19 protein-coding genes are annotated in these 23457 nt (G+C 25.8%); 8 read left to right on the top strand and 11 right to left on the bottom strand.

Features of this window, described 5'->3' with window-relative positions; all coding sequences use genetic code 4:
• Positions 1-20: 20 nt before the first annotated feature.
• From purB to nrdF, 5 genes are all read right to left on the bottom strand, one after another.
• The gene (purB, locus tag D500_RS03710; protein ID WP_008362668.1) at positions 21-1319 is read right to left on the bottom strand and encodes an adenylosuccinate lyase; all 1299 of its coding nucleotides are present in this window, start codon (positions 1317-1319) and stop codon (positions 21-23) included.
• The gene (locus D500_RS03715; protein WP_008362669.1) at positions 1312-2610 is read right to left on the bottom strand and encodes an adenylosuccinate synthase; all 1299 of its coding nucleotides are present in this window, start codon (positions 2608-2610) and stop codon (positions 1312-1314) included. The genes purB and D500_RS03715 overlap by 8 nt, the downstream gene beginning before the upstream one ends.
• Positions 2611-2860: 250 nt before the next feature.
• Positions 2861-5023 (bottom strand): class 1b ribonucleoside-diphosphate reductase subunit alpha, encoded by a 2163-nt coding sequence (gene nrdE, locus D500_RS03720; protein WP_008362671.1) that lies wholly within the window; start codon positions 5021-5023, stop codon positions 2861-2863.
• Positions 5010-5483 carry a class Ib ribonucleoside-diphosphate reductase assembly flavoprotein NrdI gene (gene nrdI, locus D500_RS03725; protein WP_008362672.1) on the bottom strand — a complete coding sequence of 158 codons (474 nt, stop codon included), beginning with the start codon at positions 5481-5483 and terminating at the stop codon, positions 5010-5012. Before nrdI ends, nrdE begins: the two co-directional genes overlap by 14 nt.
• A gap of 8 nt (positions 5484-5491) precedes the next feature.
• The gene (gene nrdF / locus D500_RS03730) at positions 5492-6511 is read right to left on the bottom strand and encodes a class 1b ribonucleoside-diphosphate reductase subunit beta (protein ID WP_008362674.1); all 1020 of its coding nucleotides are present in this window, start codon (positions 6509-6511) and stop codon (positions 5492-5494) included.
• Positions 6512-6805: 294 nt separating this feature from the next.
• Here nrdF and secG point away from each other — a divergent pair, with 294 nt between their 5' ends.
• The 8 genes from secG (at position 6806) to D500_RS03770 (ending at position 15223) form a co-directional block, all read left to right on the top strand.
• Positions 6806-7090, top strand: a complete 285-nt coding sequence (gene secG / locus D500_RS03735; protein ID WP_008362675.1) for a preprotein translocase subunit SecG — start codon at positions 6806-6808, stop codon at positions 7088-7090.
• Positions 7091-7126: 36 nt separating this feature from the next.
• Complete coding sequence (gene rnr / locus D500_RS03740) at positions 7127-9241, top strand: ribonuclease R (RefSeq protein WP_008362677.1); 2115 nt, start codon at positions 7127-7129, stop codon at positions 9239-9241.
• A gap of 7 nt (positions 9242-9248) precedes the next feature.
• Entirely contained in the window at positions 9249-9695 is a 447-nt protein-coding gene (smpB, locus tag D500_RS03745; RefSeq protein WP_008362679.1) for an SsrA-binding protein SmpB, read from the top strand.
• Positions 9695-10180: a hypothetical protein gene (locus D500_RS03750; RefSeq protein ID WP_008362681.1), complete on the top strand. Its 486-nt coding sequence runs from the start codon at positions 9695-9697 to the stop codon at positions 10178-10180. Before smpB ends, D500_RS03750 begins: the two co-directional genes overlap by 1 nt.
• 121 nt (positions 10181-10301) lie before the next feature.
• Entirely contained in the window at positions 10302-10553 is a 252-nt protein-coding gene (locus tag D500_RS03755; RefSeq protein ID WP_008362683.1) for a hypothetical protein, read from the top strand.
• Between the two features lie 50 nt (positions 10554-10603).
• Positions 10604-12928 (top strand): PTS transporter subunit EIIC, encoded by a 2325-nt coding sequence (locus D500_RS03760; protein WP_008362684.1) that lies wholly within the window; start codon positions 10604-10606, stop codon positions 12926-12928.
• A 106-nt stretch (positions 12929-13034) separates the two neighbouring features.
• Positions 13035-14162 (top strand): serine hydrolase domain-containing protein, encoded by a 1128-nt coding sequence (locus tag D500_RS03765; protein WP_008362686.1) that lies wholly within the window; start codon positions 13035-13037, stop codon positions 14160-14162.
• 95 nt (positions 14163-14257) lie between these two features.
• Complete coding sequence (locus D500_RS03770) at positions 14258-15223, top strand: ROK family protein (RefSeq protein ID WP_008362688.1); 966 nt, start codon at positions 14258-14260, stop codon at positions 15221-15223.
• A 222-nt stretch (positions 15224-15445) separates the two neighbouring features.
• On the opposite strand, the gene D500_RS03775 is transcribed toward D500_RS03770, so the two are convergent.
• The 6 genes from D500_RS03775 to argF (D500_RS03800) form a co-directional block, all read right to left on the bottom strand.
• Positions 15446-16915 carry a YfcC family protein gene (locus D500_RS03775; RefSeq protein WP_008362690.1) on the bottom strand — a complete coding sequence of 490 codons (1470 nt, stop codon included), beginning with the start codon at positions 16913-16915 and terminating at the stop codon, positions 15446-15448.
• 62 nt (positions 16916-16977) lie between these two features.
• Entirely contained in the window at positions 16978-17973 is a 996-nt protein-coding gene (gene argF, locus D500_RS03780; protein WP_239759416.1) for an ornithine carbamoyltransferase, read from the bottom strand.
• 16 nt (positions 17974-17989) lie between these two features.
• The gene (locus D500_RS03785; protein ID WP_008364042.1) at positions 17990-19201 is read right to left on the bottom strand and encodes an arginine deiminase; all 1212 of its coding nucleotides are present in this window, start codon (positions 19199-19201) and stop codon (positions 17990-17992) included.
• A gap of 626 nt (positions 19202-19827) precedes the next feature.
• Complete coding sequence (gene arcC / locus D500_RS03790; protein ID WP_239759417.1) at positions 19828-20760, bottom strand: carbamate kinase; 933 nt, start codon at positions 20758-20760, stop codon at positions 19828-19830.
• Between the two features lie 12 nt (positions 20761-20772).
• A complete protein-coding gene (locus D500_RS03795) occupies positions 20773-22302 on the bottom strand; it encodes a YfcC family protein (protein ID WP_008364178.1) in 1530 nt (509 codons plus the stop codon).
• 9 nt (positions 22303-22311) lie between these two features.
• Positions 22312-23307 (bottom strand): ornithine carbamoyltransferase, encoded by a 996-nt coding sequence (argF, locus tag D500_RS03800; protein WP_239759418.1) that lies wholly within the window; start codon positions 23305-23307, stop codon positions 22312-22314.
• Positions 23308-23457: the final 150 nt, after the last annotated feature.

Genomic DNA, 23457 nt, shown 5'->3' on the forward strand with positions numbered 1-23457 from the left:
TTTTACTCCATTTACAAATTTTAATTATTAAACACTCTATTAAAAATATAATCAGTATGTCTTAAAAAGAACTTATCATCAAAAAGTTGTTCTAATTTTTCTTTTGAAACATAACTAGTTAAATTACTATTTAAAACTTCATCTTTAAAATCTAAATTATCTTTTGTACATTTAAAAGTAATTTGTTGGATTAAATCATAAACTTCATCTCTAGTAACATTTTTTTGTTCTAATAAAATAAAAGTTAAAACTCTTTGAGAAAAATAAATATTTTTAGCTTGTTTAATGTGATTTAACATTTGTTCTTTATTAATAACTAGATTAGTTAATGTTTCATTAGTTCTTTTTAATGTATAAACTATTAGATTAAAAATATCTGGTAAATAAATTCTTTCATTTGATGAATGAGAAATATCTCTTTCATGTCATAAATTATTATTTTCTAAAACAACATGAACTAAAGATTTAATATATCTACTTAATCCAGCTATATTTTCACTTGAAATTGGATTTTTTTTATGTGGCATTGATGAACTTCCTTTTTGATTTTTAGAAAAACCTTCAGCAAGTTCATTAACATCACTTCTTTGTAATAACCTAATTTCAGTTGAAATTTTTTCTAAAGTTGAACTAATATTTGCAAAAACTTCAACTAAAAATATATGTCTATCTCTTTGTGATACTTGAGTTGATAAACTATCAACATTCATTTCTAATTTATCAGCTACATATTGTTCTATTTTTGGATCTAAATTAGCATAATTTCCCATAGAACCAGATATTTTAACTACTTCAATATCATTTCTAGCTAAATTAAAACGTTTAATGTGTCTTAAAAACTCATCATATCATAAACAAAACTTTAAACCTAAACTAGTAGGTTCACCATACATTCCATGAGTTCTTCCCATGATTAATGTATCTTTATTTTCAAAAGCTAGCTTTTTAAGTGTACTACAAATATTTTCTAATTCATTAAAAACAATTTCATTAGATTGCTTAATTAAATAATTTTGAGCAGTATCAACAATATCAGTTGAAGTAATTCCTAAATGAATTCATTTACTTTCATTATTTAATTGTTCAGATAACATTCTAGTAAAAGCAACAACATCATGTTTTGTTTCTTGTTCAATTTCTCACATTCTTTGTAGATCAACTTTTAAATTATTATTGATTTTAAAAAGATCTTGTTGATTAATTTGTATAAGCCCAGCTCATGCATTAGTTACTAATTGTTCAATTTTTAATCAAGTATTATATTTATTTTCATCACTTCAAATATCTGTGATCTGTTTTATTTGATATCTATTAATCATCAAATTCACCTTTAATTAAAATTGTTTGTTTACGATCTGGGCCTACTGAAAATCCTAAAAAAGGTACTTTTACAATTTCTTCAATTCTTTTAATGTATTTTTGAGCATTAATTGGTAATTGTTCAAAAGAACTAACTTTAGTAATATCTTGATTTCAACCGTCTAATTCTTCATAAACTGGTTCACATCTTTTTAATTCATAATCACTTGCTGGAAAATAATCAATAACTTTTCCATCTAATTTATAAGATGTACAAATTTTAATTTTTTCTTCTGTATCTAAAACATCAAATAAAGTTAAAAATAATTGATCTATTCCACCAACTCTAATTGCATATTTTAAAGCAACTAGATCTAATCATCCAATTCTTCTTGGTTTTCCTGTATTAGATCCATATTCTCTTCCACGTTCTCTTAATTTATCAGCTAATTGGGTTTTAATTTCACTAACCATAGCTCCAGATCCAACTCTAGTGTTATAAGCTTTAACAATTCCTAAAACTTTATTAATTTGTTTTGAGTGAATTCCAACACCAGTTGAAACATTATTAGCTGAACAATTTGAAGAAGTTACAAAAGGATAAGTTCCATGATCTATATCTAATAAAATCCCTTGTGCTCCTTCAAATAATACAAATTTATTTTCATTAATTAAATTAGAAACTTCATAACCACAATCGATAATATTATTTTTAATAACTTCATAATTTGACATTAATTCATTATAAATTGGTTCAAATTCTAAACCTTGATGATTATAAACTTTAGTAATAATTTGATTATGATAATCTAAGTTTTCTTTTAATATGTATTTAAAATTAGGGTTTTTAAAATCACAAATTCTAATTCCATATCTAGCTGCTTTATCAGCATAAGTAGGACCAATTCCTCTTTTTGTTGTTCCTATTTTGTTTTCTTTTCTACTTTCTTCTTGTAGTTGATCTATTAAAGTATGTCATTCAAAAATTATATGTGCTCTATCTGAAATAAAAACATTATCAGTTTTAATATCTGATTCATTTAATCTTTTAATTTCATTAACTAAACTTTTTAAATTAATTACTGTTCCATTACCAATAATATTTTTAACATTAGGATTAAAAACTCCTGATGGAATAATTGTTACTTTATGACGTTTGTTGTTAAACTCGATCATATGTCCAGCATTATCTCCACCAGCAAATCTCACAACAACATCTGCTTTTTGGCTAAAATAATCTGTGATTTTTCCTTTACCTTCATCTCCTCATTGACTACCTACAATGACTAATGATTTGTAATTGTTTTTCATAAATTCTCCTTAAGAACGTGTTTTAAAATATCTTCTAATAAAAGATATCGAAAAATTCATTATAATATTATTTAACTTCTATTCCAACAAAATTAGTAAAAAATAAAAAATTAATTTAATAATAAAATCATTAAAAATAGATTAATAATTTAACAAAACAATTATAAATTACTTTTTGTTTTTCAATAAAAAACCAAATACTAAAATTTAGTATTTGGTTAAATGTATGTTATTAAATAAATAAAATTTTTTAAATTTTACATGCATCACATTCGTAATTTTCACTATCTTCTAAAACATCTTGACGAATTCTTACATAATAAATTGATGAACAACCTTGTTTAAACGCATTAACATAAGCTCTATTTAAATCTCTAGTTGTTGCTTTATCTGTCATAAATAAAGTTAGTGAAATTGCTTGATCAACATGTTGTTGAGCAGCTGCTGCAATATTAATAATTGGATCAGGTCCTAATTCATAAGCGCCCATTGCATAATATCCCATATTATCAAAATTAATTTGATAAGCTGGAACATAAACTCTTCCTAATTTTCCTTCTTTTCTAACTTCAACTGTTGAAACTACTGGCTGAAGTGAAGGAGTACATGATGATAAATAACTAATTGATCCAGTTGGAGCAACTGCCATTAAATGAGAGTTTGCTAGACCAGTTTTTTTGATTTCTTCAACTAAATCAATTCAATCTTGTTGACTTGGAATAGTAATGTCAAAATCTTTAAATAATTCTTTTACTCTATTAGTTTGTGGAGTTCATTTATCAGCTTGACATTTAGTATATTTATCAAATCAAGAACCATCAGCAAATCTTGATTCATCAAATGAACTAAATTTACCAAATTCTGTTGCTAATTTATTTGAAGCTTTAAAGGCATTATAAGCAACTGTATAAAAGAACATATTAGTAAAATCAACAGCTTCTGGTGAATCATACATAATTTTATTAGTTGCTAAAAATCCATGTAAATTCATAGCTCCTAAACCAACAGCATGATTTTCTGCATTACCTTTTTGAATTGAAGGAGCAGCACTTAGATCTGAATTTCTTGAAACTACATCTAAAGCAGCAATTGCATTATAAATAGAATCTGAAAATTCTTTTCCTGATTTCATCATTTTATCAATATTTAAACTACCTAAATTACAGCAAATATCTTCTCCAGTTTTAGTAAATGATAAATCAGAACTATATTCACTTGGTGTACTTACTTGTACAATTTCACTACATAAATTACTCATAATAATTCTTCCTTTTTTATCATGAGCATTTCTTCTATTAACAGTATCTTCAAATAAAATATATGGATATCCACTTTCAAAATGTAATTCAGCAACAGTTAAAAAGAATTTTCTAGCACTAATATATGTTTTTTTAATATTTGGATTTTCTAACATTTCATAATATTTTTCAGTAATAGAAATATCTGATAATGGTTTACCATATACTTTTTGAACATCATAAGGACTAAATAAAGCCATATCTTTATTATCTCTAGCTAATTCAAAAGTAATATCTGGAATTACTAAACCTAATGATAAAGATTTAATTCTAATCTTTTCATCAGCATTTTCTCTTTTAGTATCTAAAACTGAAATAATATCTGGATGATGAGCTGAAATATAAACAGCTCCAGCTCCTTGACGTTGACCTAATTGATCAGCATAAGTAAATGAATCTTCTAAGATTTTCATTACAGGAATTGGTCCTGAACTTAGTCCTGTGATGTTTTTAATAGGTGAACCAGTTTCACGTAAATTAGTTAAACAAATTGCAACTCCTCCACCTCTTTTTGATAATTGTAGTGAAGTTGAAATAGTTCTACAAATTGATTCCATGTTATCTTCAGTTCTTAATAAATAACATGAAACATATTCTCCTCTATGTTTTTTTGCTGCATTTAAAAAAGTAGGAGTTGCTGGTTGAAATCTACCTAACATCATATCTTTTAAAAGATCTTTTGCTTTTTTAAAATTACCATTACCTAAAAATAGAGCATTCATCAATACTCTATCTGTATAAGTTTCTAAATACATTGTAGTGTCAAATGTTTTTAAACCATAAGCATTAAAGAACTTTAAAGCCCCCATAAAGCTTGGAAAATGGTGATTAAATGAATAAGCATAATTATTTAATTCTTCAATTTGTTCAAAAGTATATTTATTTAAAATCTTTTCATCATAATATTGATTTTCTAATAAATAATCTAATTTTTCTTTTAAACTATTAAACTTCATCATTCTAGGTTCAATATAATTTTTTAAATATAGATCAGCTGCTTTAACATCTAATTGGAAATTATCTTGGTCTTTTGAAAAAATCTTAGATCTAGCATTCAACTTAATATATTCATCATCAACATCATCTAAAACGATTGGGTTTTTATTTTCGTTCATTATTACCATCCTCTCAAAACTTTAATAATATTTGTCTTATTTTACTAACATCGTGTTGTGTTCCTAGTAATTCAAATTGGTATAAAAAAGGAACATTTAATTTTTTAGAAATAATTGGTCCAGCAATTCCAAAAGTATCACCAAAATTAGTATTTCCTGATGAAATTACACCTCTACAAAAACTTCTATTTTTTTCATTATTTAAAAACTTGATTACTTGTTTTGGTACAGCACCTTCAACATATTCTCCCCCACCACTATAAGTTGGAGTAACTAAAACATAATCACGATCAACACTAATTGATTCATCTAATTCATAAGGAATTCTAATATTTTCTAATTCTAATTTTTGAATAAATCTATGTGTGTTATTTGAAATTGAAGAAAAATACACTACAAAAGGTGTACCAACAGGTTTAATTACATCTTTATCTGTAACTTTTTTAACATTTGAATGCATAATAACTCCTAAAATTCTCAGTCTTCGTCTTCTGTTTCAACTGAAACTCCCATAACATATGAAGATCCATTTCCTGAAAAGAAATCGTGATTTTCATCGGCTCTAGCTGATAATTGGTTAAAAATTTCAGGCTCAATTCTAGTTTCTTCTTCACTAAATGGTGAATCATATCCTAGATTTTGTAAGAATTTACCAGCATTATAAACACTAAATCTAATAGCATCATCAACAATATCAAAACCAGCATATAACTCTTTTAAATAAGCAGTTTCTAAATCAATTAATTCATATAATAATTTAAAAACAAACTCTTTCATTTCTGCTTGTTTTTCAGCTGATAATTTAGCTACTTTTCTTTGATATTTATACCCACTATAGTAGTTGTGAATTACTTTATCTCTTAAAATTAATCTAATAATATCTGAAGTATTTGGTAATTTTCCTCTAGCAGATAAATAAAATGGTAAATAAAATCCACCATATAATAAAAATCCAGGCATTAAAGCTGCTGCAACTTTAGATTTTAATGGATCATTTCCTGTGTAATATGGAATTAGAGCTTTTGCTCTTTTTTGTAATGATTCAGTTTTAACAACTCATTCATGAGCTTCTTCTATTTGTTCACTTGAACATAATGTTGAAAAAATAGTTCCATAAGAACGCGCATGCACACCAACCATAAAAGCAAAATTAGAATAAATTACTTGTTCATGATCAGTTAATGAATGTTCGATTTGAGCAACATCTCCAACAGTTGCTTGTACAGTATCTAATAAAGTTAAACCAGTAAAAGTTCTAGTTACTAATTGTTGTCATTCTGGTGATAAACTTCTTCATGATGGTAGATCATTTGAAACTGGAATTTTTTCTGGTAATCAAAAGTTTTGAGTAATTCTGTTTCAAACTTCTAAATCCTTTTCATCATTAATAACATTTCAATTAACTGATCTTAAATTTCCTTGAAAATTATTTTTAGCAAATTCGATTGGTGAGAGTGATTCTTGGTAATATTTTTGTTCTTTTGCCATAGTAATTTATCCTTTCATTTTTTAGCAATGTAAAAAAATTATATTATAAATTTGATGAAGTTAACCTTTAACTACTTAAAAAGAATTTCACGACTTGTAAAAGTTTTTAATAGTAAAAAAACTATCAAATTAACTAGATTTTTAAAATTTTTGTGATATTTAGAAAAGAAAAAACACATTCTAAAAAATAATAACACTAAAAATAGGATTTAGTTTTATTTAATGATTAAGAGTAATTGTTTAAATTCATATTATTTTGAGATATTATTATATAGTAACTATTTGGGGGTTTTTATGATAAATCTATTAGCTTCAACAACTAAATTAGCTCAGCAACTAATACTTGGATTTGAGATCTTTATTTTCATTATTGCATTTATAATGATTGCTATAGGTTTATTACAAAACAAACAATCTCAAACTGGACTAAGTGCTTTAAATGGTGGAAACGAAGAATTGTTTTCTAATTCAAAAGAGCGTGGGTTAGATAAAACTCTTTCTATTTGAATGCTGGTTTTAGGAATTATATTTTTTATAATAGCATTAATAATAAGCATCATTACAAACACTTTGTTATAAAATGGTGTTTATTTTTTTATATAAAAAAGGAGTAGTATGGAATCTAAGATTATTGAAATTTTAAAAAAGAACCATCATAAAATTAGTTTAAATAAACTTCTGACTTATTTTAAAGCTCTAGATTATGCACTAGTTAAAAACTACTTAGACCAATTAGAATCAAATAATAAAATTGCTATTTCACTAGATAATAATATTTATTTATTAGATGAAATCTATAAAAGAGGAACTATTAAATTAAATCCAAAAGGTTTTGGTTTTATAAACGATATTAATAGTGTTGATAATGAAGATTATTTTATAGCTGGAGTTGATTTAAATAATTGTATTAGTCAAGATGAAGTAGTTTATATTTTAAAACAAGAAGAAGATAATAGATTAAAAGCTATAGTTATTGAATTAATTAAAAGGACAAAAGTTTATTTAATTGGTGAGATAAATAGAAGTTTTGATAAAAGGTTTTTAGATTTCATACCAAACGATAAATCATTTGATAATTTTAGATTTGTAATAGTTAATAAAAATGAATTTAAATACGAAGAATTTCAAATTATTAAAGCAAAAATCATTAGTTGTAAAGAACGTAGAATTTTTATAAGACTTATAAAAATTATTGGAAATAGTAAAAAAGCAAGTGACCGTATTTTAGCAATAGCTGAAGAATTTGACATTAAAACTAGTTTTGACAAATCAACACTAGATAATGCTAAACAAATTAATTTATCAACTGATAAACTAGAAAAAGAATTTATAAAAAGACAAAATAATTCTTTAATTAATAAAACAATAGTAACAATTGATGGAATTGATTCAAAAGATCTAGATGATGCAATTTGTGTTGAAAAACTAGATAATGGTCATTATAAGTTATTTGTTGCTATTGCTGATGTTTCTTATTTTGTAAGATATAAATCTAGTTTAGATAAAGAAGCTTTATTAAGAGGTAATTCTACTTATTTAGCAAATAAAGTAATTCCAATGCTACCAAACATTTTATCTGATGATTTATGTTCATTAAATCCTGATACTAAAAAGCTAGTTTTTGTATGTGAAATGGAATTTGATAATAATGCAAATATGTTAAATAAAAAAGTTTATGAATCAGTAATTATTTCTAAAGCTAGACTAAACTATGATGAAGTAAACAACTATTTTAAAACAAAAACTTGAACTCACTGCTTAGAAACAAAACAAATGTTAGATGTTGCTTATGAGTTGTATAAAAAAATAGAAGATTTAAAAACTAAAAAAGGAACTATTAGTTTTGATGTTAGAGAACCAAAAATTATTTTAGATAAAGATCTAAACGTAATTGATATTAAAGCTAAAACTGCTGATCAAGCTGAAAAGTTAATTGAACAATTTATGGTAAGTTGTAATGAAGCAGTAGCTGAATTAGTTTTTCAAAAAGATCTACCTTTTTTATATAGAAACCATAACAAACCAGATGAAAATGAATTAATTAATTGATATAAATCATTAAAAACATTTGGAATAAATCCAAAATTAACTAACAAACAAATTCTAAATCCAGTATTTATTAATCACACTTTAACTCAAATCAAAGAACAAATTAAAGATGAGATTGAAGTTGAGCTATTAAATATTTCTTTATTAAGATATATGGAAAAAGCTAAGTATGGGTTAGAAAACATTGGTCATTTTGGATTAGCTAGTGAATGCTATACTCATTTTACTTCACCAATTAGAAGATATTCAGATCTTTTAGTGCATCGTTTTTTAAAACAATATTTAATTACAAAAGATCTAAAACCTACTAGTTTAGAACAAAACACAGTTTATGTAAATAAAGTAAGTAATATTATTAATGATACTGAAACTAAAAGTGTTGATTGTGAAAGAGAAGTAATTAAAGCATGTATGTGTGAATATATGCTAAATAAAGTTAATACAACTTATCAAGCAACCATTTCATCAGTTTTAAAATTTGGAATATTTATTCAATTAGATAATCTAGTTGAAGGATTAGTACATATTTCAAATATGAATAATGATTTAGTTTATGATGAAGCTAATAGAATTTTAATTAAACCAGATAATACTTATTATAGAATGGGACAAAAAGTTAAAGTAAAACTAATTAATGTTGATATTAAAAAAAGAACAATTGATTTTGTTTTAATAGAATAGGATAAATATGGGAGAACATTTAATAACTAAAAATAAAAAAGCTTATTTTAATTATGAAATTATTCAAACTTATCAAGCTGGTATTGTTTTAAATGGTCCTGAAATTAAATCTATTAGAAATCATGATGTTTCAATTAATGAAGCTTTTGTTTTAATTAGAAAAAAAGAAGTTTATGTTTTAAATATGAACATTAAAAAGTATGAGTATGCTAATTATATAAAAGGTTTAGAAGAAACTAGAACTAGAAAACTTTTATTACATAAAAAAGAAATAATTAAAATTCTAAATAGAATTAAACAAGAAAATTTAACTATTATACCTACTAAACTATATTTTAAAGATGATTATGTTAAATTAGAAATAGCTTTAGCTAAAGGTAAAAAGCTTCATGATAAAAGACAAACTATTAAAACAAGAGATATAGAAAGAAAAGAGTTAAGAAATTACAAATAATGATAATTTTAGCTAAACAAGAAGATTATTTACCAACTTGAGCTGTTTATTTAATTTTAATTCTAGGATTAATTGGGTTAATTATTTCAGCTTATGGAGCTACTAGTGCTTTTAAATATAATAAAAAACTAAAAAACAAAAATAACTTTAAAAAAATTCAAAATGTTTTATCAACTAGACAAAGTTATTCTTGAAACAATGTTGATAGTTTAAACAATAAGGGTTATTTTTTAGTAGCTATAACTTTAAACAACTTTGATTTTAATAACAATAAACCTTTAATTACCTTATTAAAATCAACAGATTTAAAAACTGATATTAATGAATTTAAATTAAATTTTGATCAAAATAAAGATTTAGTTGATTATTTAAATAAATTCAATTTAACTACTAATGATTTAGTGTTTATTATTGTTGAAAAAGTTGAAAATTTAGATGAATTAAATAAGTTATATTTAGAGTGAAATTCTTTAATAAATGCCTAAAATACTAAGCCAAATTAAAAAAAGAAGTTAATAATTGCATGAAATTGTAAAATTTTAATTTATGCAAAATAAACTTCTTTTTTTTTGGTATACCATTATAAAGAGGTGTAAAAATATTTTTATGTTATTAATGTTAGTAGTTAAAACTGAATTAATAGTTAATTTAGGTGTATTAGGATTTGGTATTTTATTTGTTTTAATAGGATTATTTTTATATTGAAAACAAAAAAATAACAATAGATATTCTTTTGAAAAACAAAATAGAGAATCTAAAAACGCCTGAGAATTTACTAAGAAAAACTTCTACTTATTAGTATTAGCTATTGGATTTTTATTTATAATAACAGCAATTATAACACTAATAACAAAATAATAACACAAAACTAAATTAACATCTTTTTATAGAAAGGATTTAACATACTCATGTTAACACAAACAAACAAGAGTAGTTTTAAAGATAAAGTAAAAGCATTTGGTGCTAACATTATGCCTACTTTATCTAAACTAAGTAAAGCATTTCTATTACCTATTGCTTTATTACCAATTGCTGGTGTGTTTTTAGGAGTTGGGGCTGCTATTGCTGCAAATACAGCACCTCAATCAGCACTATGATTTATTGGTAAAGTTATGGGAAATATGGGAGATGTTTGTTTTGGTAACCTACCTGTATTATTCTGTATTTCTGTTGCTTTAGCATATACTAAAGACTCAGGAGTTGCTGCAATTACTGCTGTAGTTGGATTTTTAGTATTTAACGGTGTTCAAGCTCCGTTATTTATTGCTCCTACAGTAAAAGAAAGTGATAAAGTTTTTGAATACGGTTTATTATGATACAAACACGTTTCTAACTCACTAACAGGATCAAATATGGGGATTCTGTCACTTAATACTGGGGTTTTAGGAGGAATTTTTGTTGGTGCAATTGCTGCTAAATGTTATAACAAATTCCACCAAACTCAATTACCAACTGCTATTAGTTTCTTTAGTGGGACAAAACTAGTTCCTATTATTACTTTTGTAGCAGTTATCCCATTATCATTTATCTTTATGATGGCTTGACCAGTTATTGGACTAGGATTAAACAAATTTGGTCAAGTTTCAGGAAAATTACCTTACGGAACTGATTCATTAATCTTTGAAGTTGTTGAACGTTCATTAGTTCCATTTGGTCTACACCACGTATTCTATGCTCCATTATGATGAACTAGTGCTGGAGGTTCAATTGCTGAAGGATTTACTAACCTAAAAAATCAATCAGAACAAGTTCAAAGTGCATTCATTACTTCATACAACGCATTGCACAACACACATCATACTAAACTAGATGAAATTATTGCAGTAGTTCAAAAAAACAAAGAATTATGGGGAGCTGTTGGAGATCAAATTATTTCTCAAAGAGTTATTGGTCACTTAAGCATACTAAACTTTACTGATGTTGAAAAATTAGGAATTAACTTAGGAAGATTCCAATCAGGTAAATTTGGATTTATGTTATTAGGTTTACCATCAGCTGCATTAGCTATGTGATTAGCTGCTCCAAAAGAAAATAGACAACAAGTATTTGGTATCTATTTCTCAGCTGCGTTTACTTGTTTCTTAACAGGTATTACAGAACCTATTGAATATACATTCTTATTTGTTGCTCCATGATTATTCTATGGTGTACATATGCCATTAGCTTCAATTGCATTCTGAATTACAGGAGCATTACAAACACATATTACTCAAACTGTTTCAGGTGGAATTATTGACTATATTGTATTTGGAATTATTCCATTTGCAAGTGGAGCAATGAGACCATTATCAGCATTTGGAGTATTACTAGTTGCTGTTGGATTAGCACCAGTTTACTTCTTTGCATTCTACTTCTTAATTAAGTTATTTAAAGTTAAAACACCTGGTCGTGATGGAAATGCTGCTGAAGCTAGATTATACACTAAAGCTGACTTTAAAGCATCTAAAGGATTAAATGTTGATGGTTCAAAAATGTCAACTACTGATGAAAAAGAACAAGCTAGATTAGCAAAAGCTGCAGCTATTATTGAATATCTAGGTGGTGAAGAAAACATTGTTGATGTTGATTCATGTGCTTCAAGATTAAGATTAACTGTTGTTGATGCTAAGAAAGCTAACATTGATGGAATTAAATCTTTAGGTGGAACTACAGGAGCTTTAGTTAAAGGAAATAACATTCAAATCGTTTATGGTGGAGAACAAGAAGCTATTAAACCAAGAATGCAAAAACTACTAGAACAACAAAGACACGATAAGATGATGGGTCATTCAGAAATGAAATCTGATGAAATGATGATGATGGAATCTAAACCAGAAGAAATGATGAAATCAGAAGAAATGAGTATGGCTTGCGAATCAAAAGAAAATTGTGGTTGTGAAGAATCTTGTGATAAAAAAGATTGCAAAATGAATGATGAAGCTTGTGGTTGTGAAGAAAGTTGCATGTGTGAAGATGAAAGCAAAATGTCTGAACAACCTATGAGTGAAATGAAAGTAGAAGAAATGATGGCTAAAGAAGATATGGCTATAGAAAATAAACCAGAAGAAATGATGGTTGAAAAACCAAAAGCTACTAGAGCAAAATCAACTAAAGCAAAATCAAGTACTTCAAAATCAACTAGTGCAAAATCAAAATCTACAAAATCAACTAAATCTACTAGTTCAAAAGCTAAAACAACTACTAAAGCTAAATCTACTAGTTCAAAAGCTAAATCTACAAAAACAACAAAATAATAATTTTTAATATTTAATAAAATACTCAATTTGTCTATATAGAATTGAGTATTTTTTTATTAGCAATTTTAGATTTTATTTTACAATTAAAAAGAGGTAAAAAATAATGGAATTTGTTAATATTGAAAACACAATTAACTCTTTTATAAACAATAAATACTTTAAAGGAGCAACTATTAGAATTGCTAAAGATAAAAAAGTTATTTATGCAAAACAATTTGGATATAATGATCAAAATAATACTATTTTATTAAAAGGTGATGAAATTTATCAAGCTTATTCAATGACTAAACCTATAACAACTCTAGCTGCTTTACTTTTAATTGATAAAAAACTAATTAGTTTAGATGATGATTTATCTAAATATATCCCATCATTTAAAGATAAAAACATTAAAATTTGAAACTTATTAACTATGACTTCAGGTTTAACTTATAGTGGTAATAAGTCAAATACTCAACTTCAAATTAAAAAAATACTAGAGAATTGAAAAATAAATAATTTAACTTTAGAACAATTATGTGATGAGTTAAGTAAAGTAGATTTATTATTTATTCCTTCAACTAATTGATATTATGGATTAAGTTTAGATGTATTAAGTAGAGTAATAGAAATAGTTTCAAATAAGACTTATAGAGATTTTGTAAAAGAAGAAATTTTTAACAAATTAAATATGAATGATTCAGATTATTATTTATTTGATAAATCAAGAAAAGCTAATGTATTTAAATGATCTTATAAAGATGATCAAAATCATTTAGATCAAACTGATAACTTTGACTTTTTATTTCAATCAATTGATAAATTATCTGTATGTAATTTAGGTGGTAGTGGGTTGTTTACAACAGCTGATGATTATTTAAAATTTTTAAATGTTTTAATTGATGGAAAATTAGAAGATAATAGTCAATTTATTTCATTAGATTTATTAAATGAAATGAAATCAGATCAACTTACTAAACATAATTTAAAACAATTTTTTAATTGAAATTTAAATGATGATTATAGTTATGGTTTTGGTGGAAGAATTAGAGTTAAAAACGAACTTTATCCTTTAACTGAAGTTAATGAGTATGGGTGAGATGGATTATTAGGTTCTTCTGGATTAGTTGATAGTAAAAATAAAATTACAATGACAATAATGTTATCTTCTCATCCTGGGCATAATAAACTAGTTGAAACTGAGTTTTTTGATGCTTTATATAAAGATTTAAGACTAAACAATTTAGCATAATATTCTAATTTTTATTAGTTTTATTCTAATGTAAAAATTAAAAAAAATTAATGTGATAATTAGAATAAGTGCAATTTAATAATTAAGGAACAAAGATGAAAAAGATATTAGGAATAGATCTTGGTGGAACTTCAGCAAAGGTTGGAATAATTTCACAAAACGGAGATTTAGAACATAGCTTTTCTATAACTAATCCAAAAACTAAAATTATAGAAAACTTATATTCTGAAATTCAAAAAACTTTAAAAACACTAAACATAGATGAAGATAATATTATGTTAGTTGGAATTACAGCTCCTGGATTTGTTGATCATGATAAAGGAATTGTAATTATGGCTCCAAATATTGAAAATGGATGATTTAATTATGATTTAAAAACTGAAGCTGAATTCTTATTTAAAAAACCAGTTTATGTAGTTAATGATGTTAATGCTGCTGCACTTGGTGAATATAGAAAAGGATCAGGTTTAACTTATAAATCAGCTTTATTTTATTGACTAGGAACAGGAATTGGTGGAGCTATAATTTCTGATGGAAAATTAATTTCAGGATCTCATGGATTTGCTGGAGAATTTGGTCATGGTGGAAGTAATCAACATAATTTAAAATGTAATTGTGGATTAGATAATTGTATTGAAAAAATATGTTCAGCTACTACTATACCAAATTCAATTTTAAAAATTTTAAACAATAAATATCCTGAGTTTTATAAAAAACATTTTTCAAATATTAAAGATTTAGATATGAAACTTTTATTTGAAATTTATAATAACTTAAATAAACCAATAGAACTAAAAAATAGTTTATTAGAAGTTTATGAAGAATTATTTAATCATATGTCACTACTAATATATGCTCTAGATCCAGATGTAGTTATAATTGGTGGTGGAGGTTCTTTAGCTGGAAATAACTTATTAGAATTATTTGAAAATGGTGTAAGAAACAAATTAACAGATTCATATAAAGATATAGTTGATTTTAAATTGGCTTTATTAAAAAATAATGCTGGTATGATTGGTGCTGCTTTTTATGCTTTAGAACAATCATTAAAAGCAAACTAAATATAATAAAAAGTTCAAATGTTAATTCATTTGAACTTATTAAAGTAGTTAATAACTACTTTTTTTTATTATTTTTATAATTTAGTTCTATTTGAACTTTTAAAGTATTGAATTTAAACAAATTAGTTTTGATCAATATATCTTGAAAATAAGCTAAAGTTAAGTTAAAAGCTTATTTTTTGCTAATATCAATAAATTTAGTTTAACTATTTATACTTTTTATTATGCAATTGTTCCACCAATCATACCACCAATCATTAGTAAAATTAATGAACTTACAAATAATGCTAACATAATTGGACTAATACCTTTTATAAATTTCATATAATCAATTCTTGTAATTGCAATAGATCCCATAACAACACCACTTGTTGGAGTAATTAAATTAACTAATCCTGAAGCAAATGAAAATGCTGTAATAGATCCTGAAGCTAGAACATCTTGTTGTTTTATAACAACACCTGCTAATAATGGAAACACTGCACCTGCAAATCCAGAAGTTGAAGGTATTAAAAATGATAGTGGAATAAATAATATAAACATTACTAAAAGAATTAATAATGGTGATTTAATAGAACCTATTGATGATTGTAATGCTGATACAAATAATTTTTGCATATATGATATTTTTAATATTCAAGTAATACCAGCAGCAACAGCAATAACTAAACATACACTTAAAAGATCACAAGCACCCACCATAAATTCTTTAATAAATTTTTCTTCATTTAAAGAGTTAATAAAAGCTAGTATGATTGAGCTAATTAAAAATATAGCTGCAACTGATTCTAATCCACCATAACCAAAACCATCATCAGTTTGTGTTAAGTATGGAATATGTTCTTTAACATAATTAGCTAATATTTGTGAATTTTTATTTTTTAAAATCGAATCTCATCCTACTAGATAAAATATCATTATTAAAAAAGAAATACCAAATACTAAAATTGTTAATTTTCTTCTTCAATTCATTTCTATTTTTTCAACAGAATTTGATAAAAAGAATTTTTTATCTTCTTCTAAAGTATGAAATACTATTGATTTAGTAGGATTATTTTTAACTTTTCTAGCATAAAGCATAACCATAGTAATTGATATAGTCATTAAAACTATAAAAGATACTAAACGTCAAACTAATCCATCACCAGTATTTGTTATTTTTGTTGTTTTATTTAAACTATCAACAGCAATACCAACTAAAAATGGGTTAACAGTTGAAGCAAGAACTCCTGTTCCTGCACCAACTAAAACGATTAATAAACCTGTAAATTTATCATATCCAGCTGCAATCATTAAAGGAATACATATCATATAAAATCCTAATGATTCTTCAGCTAAACCTACTGTAGATCCACAAATACCAAAAAATATCATCAACAAAATAATTGCTCAAATTTCTTTGCCTTTCATTTTAACAACTATTGCTTGTGAAAAACCTTCTAAAGATTTTGAAGCAATAACAATATTTATAAATGCTCCTAAACAAAGAATAAAAATTATAATTCTAGTTTTATCAATAAAACCTTGCATAGGAGCTTTAAACAAATCAAATATACCAACAGCTAAAATTTCTTTAGTTTCTGTTTTGTTATCTGTTGAAATTTGTACAGTAACTCCTGCTCATTTAAGTATTCAAGATATTAAGACTAATATAGCAATTATAATAAGTAGTATTGAAAATGCAGAAAGCATTTTGAATTGCTTTTTTTTCTTTTTTACTACTTGTTCATCATTTTGTCTTACAATAGTCATATTTATTTGCCAATTGTAGCTACCATAACAGCTTTAATTGTATGAAGTCTATTTTCAGCTTCTTCAAAAACAACTGAGTGTTTAGATTCAAATACTTCGTTTGTTACTTCCATTTCAGGAAGATTGAATTTTTCATAAATTTGTTGTGCAACTTCAGTGTTTAAATCATGAAATGCTGGTAAACAATGCATAAAGATTACATCAGATTTAGCAACTTTAATTGCATCCATATTAACTTGATATGGTTTTAATAAGTTAATACGTGATTCTCATACTTCAGCTGGTTCACCCATTGAAACTCATACATCAGTATAAATTACATCAGCATCAGTACATGCTTGTTTCATATCTTCGGTAAATGAAATTGTTGCATTAGTTTCTTTTGCAATTTCTTTACATTGATTAATTAGATCTTCATTAGGTCATAATTCTTTTGGAGCTGCTCCTACAAAGTGCATACCCATTTTTGCACAACCAACCATTAATGAATTTCCCATATTGTTTCTAGCATCTCCTGCAAAAACAAATTTTAATCCTTTTAAATTACCTTTATATTCTTCAATTGTTAAAAAGTCTGCAAGAATTTGAGTTGGATGAAACTCATTAGTTAACCCATTATAAACTGGAACTCCTGAGTATTTTGCAAGATCTTCAACTACAGCTTGATCAAATCCTCTAAACTCAATAGCATCATACATTCTACCTAAAACTCTAGCAGTATCTGCTACTGATTCTTTTTTACCAAATTGAGATCCTGAAGGTCCTAAATAAGTAACATGAGCTCCTTGATCTAAAGCTGCAACTTCAAAAGCACATCTTGTTCTAGTTGAATCTTTTTGAAATAGTAAAACAACGTTTTTTCCTTGCATTGTTTGAACTTCATTACCAGTGTATTTTGCTCTTTTTAAATCTCTAGATAAATCTAGTAAGTATCTAATTTCTCTTGGAGAAAAATCTAATAATTTTAAAAAACTTTTTCCTTTTAAATTTAAAGCCATAATTCTATCCTACCTATTATCTTTTAATTTCTTGTAAATCTTCTCTTCATAGTGGCATAGTCATACATCTAGGACCACCTCTACCACGTGATAATTCTGATGAAGGAATTGTTATTACTTCAACACCAGCTTTTCTTAGTAAATCAATTGTTACTCAGTTTCTTTCATAAGCAATAACTTTTCCTGGTCTTAGTGTTATAACATTAGTTCCATCATTTCATTGTTCTCTACTAGCACCAACAACATCATTACCACCACATCTAATAATTTGAACTTCTCTTCCAACAGCATCATTTAATAATTCAATTAATGTTTTTTTAATTTCTTTTGTTCCTTGTTTTGAAATTTCATAAATTTTAAACTCATCAATGCAATCAAAAATTAGTGGATGAGCAATAAATTTGTCATAATCAATATTTGTAAATACAGTATCTAAATGCATAAATGCACGAGATTTTGGTAAATCTAAAACAATAACCTTACTATAGCTTGATTCTGGATCATTAAATAATCTTTGTGTAAATTTCTCAATTGCTTTTAGTGTAGTTCTTTGAGTAACTCCAATTATTAAAGTTTTATTATTTAAAACTAAAATATCTCCACCTTCAATTGATTCATCTTTTCATTCTCTTTCATAATAGTAAGGTACTTGATTTGCAAATCTATTATGATGTTTGAACACTAAATCAGGAAAAATTGTTTCTCTGTTTCTTGTTACAGATCACATTCTATTCATTGTTATTCCAAAACCAACACTTGCAAATGGATCTCTTTGAAATAAAACATTTGGAAGAGGATCTGCTATAAAAGGGTATGCTTTATATCCTTCATCAAAACCTAATTCAAGTTTTTTAGTTCCAGCAATCATTTTTTTAATCATTCTGTAATTATCTAATTGACTAATAAAATCACGGTATTTTTCTTTATATTTTTCTTTTATATTAGCTTCATTAATAAACTGATCAATAAATTTTTCTCTTAGTTCTGGGTGTTGATCTAAAGTTTGTGCAGCTAATTTTTCAATATATAAAACCTCTACTCCATTATCACGCATAATGTTAGTAAAAGTATCGTGTTCACGAACAGCAACTTCTTTAAAAGGAACATCATCAAATAATAATCCTTCTAAAAGTTCAGGAGTTAAGTTTTCAATTTCATCTCCTGGCCTATGAACAAGAACTGTTTTTAAAGTCCCTATTTCAGAAAAGACATTTAATTTTTTTTCCATATTTATACATACCTCCTAACAACCAACTCTAGTGATGTTAATTCTATTTAAAAATTTTTATTATCTTATCTAGTTAACTTTTTTACTAGTTTAAAAATTATTATTTTTTTATAGTTAGTTTTTATTTTGAGTACACTAAAAACAGCAACATTACTTTTAAAAAGGTTTATTGCTTTACTAATTGTTTTATAATAACTCCTAGTTTTTTAACTTCTAGTTTAGATTTTGTATTTAGTTATTTATATTATGATTAAGTTTTTATATTGTTAATTTTTAATTTTTATTATTTTGTTTATAGATTTTTTATTTTGTAGTTTAATATGATTTTTTAAAGTTTATTAATTATTTTAAGAACATTATTTAGTATTTTTATATGAGTTTTATCACAATTATTTAACTAATTTACTAGTTAAGTTATTTACAATTTATTAAAAAATAAATGTAAGGAGTTTAAAAAACAAGTATATAAGGCAATTGCCGTTTCTAATTTCATTTTAGCATAGTTTTTAAAATATGAAAATAATTTTAAATTAGGCCTTGTTTGTTAAATAATTAAAAAAAGACTTCTTAGAAATAAATCCTAAGAAGTCTAACAAATTGTTATATTATAAATAAACTATTTTTTATTATTTAACAAACTTAGTTCCACTTAAATTTTGTAAAACTTTTTCAGCTTGTTCTAAAGATCCGATGTATGCTGGTTTACCATTTGTTTTTTGAACAAATGACATTACAGCTTGAACTTTTGGAAGCATTGAGCCTGGTGCAAATTGGTTTTGATCAATATATTCTTGAGCTTGAGCTAAAGTTAATTGATCTAAAGCTTGTTGATTTTCTTTTTTATAATTAATCATTACTTTATCAATTGCTGTTAGAACTATTAAACTTTGAGCATCAATAATTTCAGCAATTTTAGCAGCTGCAAAATCTTTATCAATAACTGCAGCAATTCCTACTAATTTATCATCTTCTAGATAAACTGGAATTCCACCACCACCTCCAGCAATAACGATAAATGAATTATTAACTAGTTGTAAAATAGCTTCTTTTTCAACAATATCAATTGGTTTTGGTGAAGCAATTACTCTTCTTCATCCTCTTCCAGCATCTTCAGAAATACTTCAGTTATTTTCTAAGGCTAGTTTTTTAGCTTCAGTTTCACTCATAAATGAACCAATTGGTTTAGTTGGTTTTAAAAACGCTGGATCATTTTTATCAACTAAAGTTTGAGTAACAATAGTTGCTGTATGTTTATTAATATTTCTTTGTTTTAATTCATTATCAATAGCTTGTTGTAAGTGATACCCAATATATCCTTGGCTCATTGATCCACATTCAGGAAAATCTACAATTGGAGATTTTGATTCATTTTTATTTGCAATATCAAAAGCATTATTAACCATTCCAACTTGAGGACCATTTCCATGAACAATTACAATATCATTTCCTTGTTGAATAAAATCTACTAAAGATTTAGCTGTTTTTTTAACAATTTCTAACTGTTCAGTTGGTGAATTTCCTAAAGCATTTCCACCAATTGCAATAACAATTTTTGACATATTTTTCCTTTCTTAAGCAATTGTTTTTCCAATAGCTGCTCCAATTAGTAATAAAGCTAGTGAACTTGTTGTAAGAATTAACATAAATGGTTTCATTGATTTTATAAATTTAGCATAATCCATTCTAGCTACTGCTATTGAACCCATAACAATACCAGATGTTGGAGTTATTAAGTTTACTAAACCAGAAGCAAATGAAAAAGCTGTAATAGATCCAGATGCTAATATTTCTGTATTTTTAGCAACAACTCCACCTAGTAATGGAAATACTGCTGTTGCAAATCCAGAAGTTGATGGTATTAAAAATGATAGTGGTATAAAGAAAATAAACATTATCAATAAGATTAAAACTGGTGATTTAATTGACCCTAAAGAATTAGAAAGTGATTGAACAAATAATTCTTGCATATGACTTTCTTTTAAAATTCACCCTATACCAGCAGCAACTGCAATAATTAAACACACATCTAATAATCTAGAAGCACCACTAATAAAATCTTTTAAAAATTGCTTTTCTTTAGATCCATTAATAATCCCCATAATTATTGCTGTTATTAAAAATATAGCAGCTACTGAATCAACTGAACCATTACCAAAACCTTTATCTGTTCCTGTTAAATAAGGTATATTATTTCTTATTCATCTTGCAAAATCAGCTGATTGAGTTGTATGAAAAATATCGTCTCATCCAATTAAATAAAGAACCATTAATATAAGTGATATTAGAAAAACTACTAAATTAGTTTTCTTTTTTCAATCCATAACTATTCTGTCAGCTGAATTAGCTAAGTAGAATTCTTTATCTTCATGTAAAGTTTTAAATACTACTGATCTTGATTGATCATTTTTTACTTTTTTAGCATATAACATTACTAAAACTATTGATATAGTTGTTAGAATAACTCAACAAATAATACGTCAAGTTAATCCATCAGATACGCTTGTTGCGTTTGGTAATCCTTTATTTAAATTACTTACAGCTATTCCAATAGCAAATGGATTAACTGTTGAAGTTAAAACACCAACTCCAGTTCCTATTAAAACTGCTATTAATCCAGTAAACTTATCAAATCCTGCAGCAACCATTAAAGGAATACAAATCATTTGAAAAGCAATTACTTCTTCAGCTAAACCTACTGTAGTTCCGCAAATAGAAAAGAAAATCATCAATGGAATTAGTGATCAGATTTCTTTTCCTTTCATTTTTCTAACAATAGTTTGTGAAAAACCTTCTAAAGATTTAGAAGCAACAATAATGTTAATATATGCTCCCATTGTTAAAACAAAGACTATGATTTGTGCTCTTTCACTAAAACCTTTTAGTGGCGCTTTAAATAAATCAAAAAATCCTAATGCAATTATTTTTTCTTGATTTTGTCCTATTTTAACAGTAGTATTTGTTCATTTAAATATTCATGAAAGTATTATTAGAATGCCAATAATTATAAATAGAATTGAGAATGCTGAAATCATCTCAAATTTATGTTTTTTCTTAACAATTTTGTTCTGTTTATTTATGAGTTGTTCTTCACTTTTTATCATAAATTATAATTATTTACCAATTGTAGCTACCATAACAGCTTTAATTGTGTGAAGTCTGTTTTCAGCTTCTTCAAAAACAACTGAGTGTTTAGATTCAAATACTTCGTTTGTTACTTCCATTTCAGGAACTCCAAATTTTTCATAGATTTGGCGTCCAATTTCAGTATTTAAATCGTGGAATGATGGTAAACAATGCATAAAGATTACATCAGGTTTAGCAATTTTAATTGCATCCATATTAACTTGATATGGTTTTAATAAGTTAATACGTGATTCTCATACTTCAGCTGGTTCACCCATTGAAACTCATACATCAGTATAAATTACATCAGCATCACTGCAAGCTTGTTTCATGTCTTCAGTAAATGTAATTGTTGCATTAGTTTCTTTTGCAATTTCTTTTGATTGATTAATTAAATCTTCACTTGGTCATAATTGTTTTGGAGCTGCTCCTACAAAGTGCATACCCATTTTTGCACAACCAACCATTAATGAAGTAGCAACATTGTTTCTAGTATCTCCTGCAAAAACAAATTTTAATCCTTTTAAATTACCTTTATATTCTTCAACTGTTAAAAAGTCTGCAAGAATTTGAGTTGGATGGAACTCATTAGTTAATCCATTATAAACTGGAACTCCTGAGTATTTTGCAAGATCTTCAACAACAGCTTGATCAAATCCTCTAAACTCAATAGCATCATACATTCTACCTAAAACTCTAGCAGTATCTGCTACTGATTCTTTTTTACCAAATTGAGATCCTGAAGGTCCTAAATAAGTAACATGAGCTCCTTGATCTAAAGCTGCAACTTCAAAAGCACATCTTGTTCTAGTTGAATCTTTTTGAAATAGTAAAACAACGTTTTTTCCTTGCATTGTTTGAACTTCATTACCAGTGTATTTTGCTCTTTTTAAATCTCTAGATAAATCTAATAAGTATCTAATTTCTCTTGGAGAAAAATCTAATAATTTTAAAAAACTTTTTCCTTTTAAATTTAAAGCCATATAACTCACTCATTCCTATTATTTGTAAAATATAAAAGATATAAAATCAACTAAGATAAACTACTTAAAGAAGTTGAAATTAAAATGTACATGTTATCATCTCCTTATATAATAATTATCTCTCTTTATAACTTGTAGAATAATTTAGTT

It is taken from the genome of Mycoplasma feriruminatoris, assembly GCF_000327395.2.
In the GTDB taxonomy this organism is placed as follows: Bacteria; Bacillota_I; Bacilli_A; order Mycoplasmatales; family Mycoplasmataceae; genus Mycoplasma; species Mycoplasma feriruminatoris.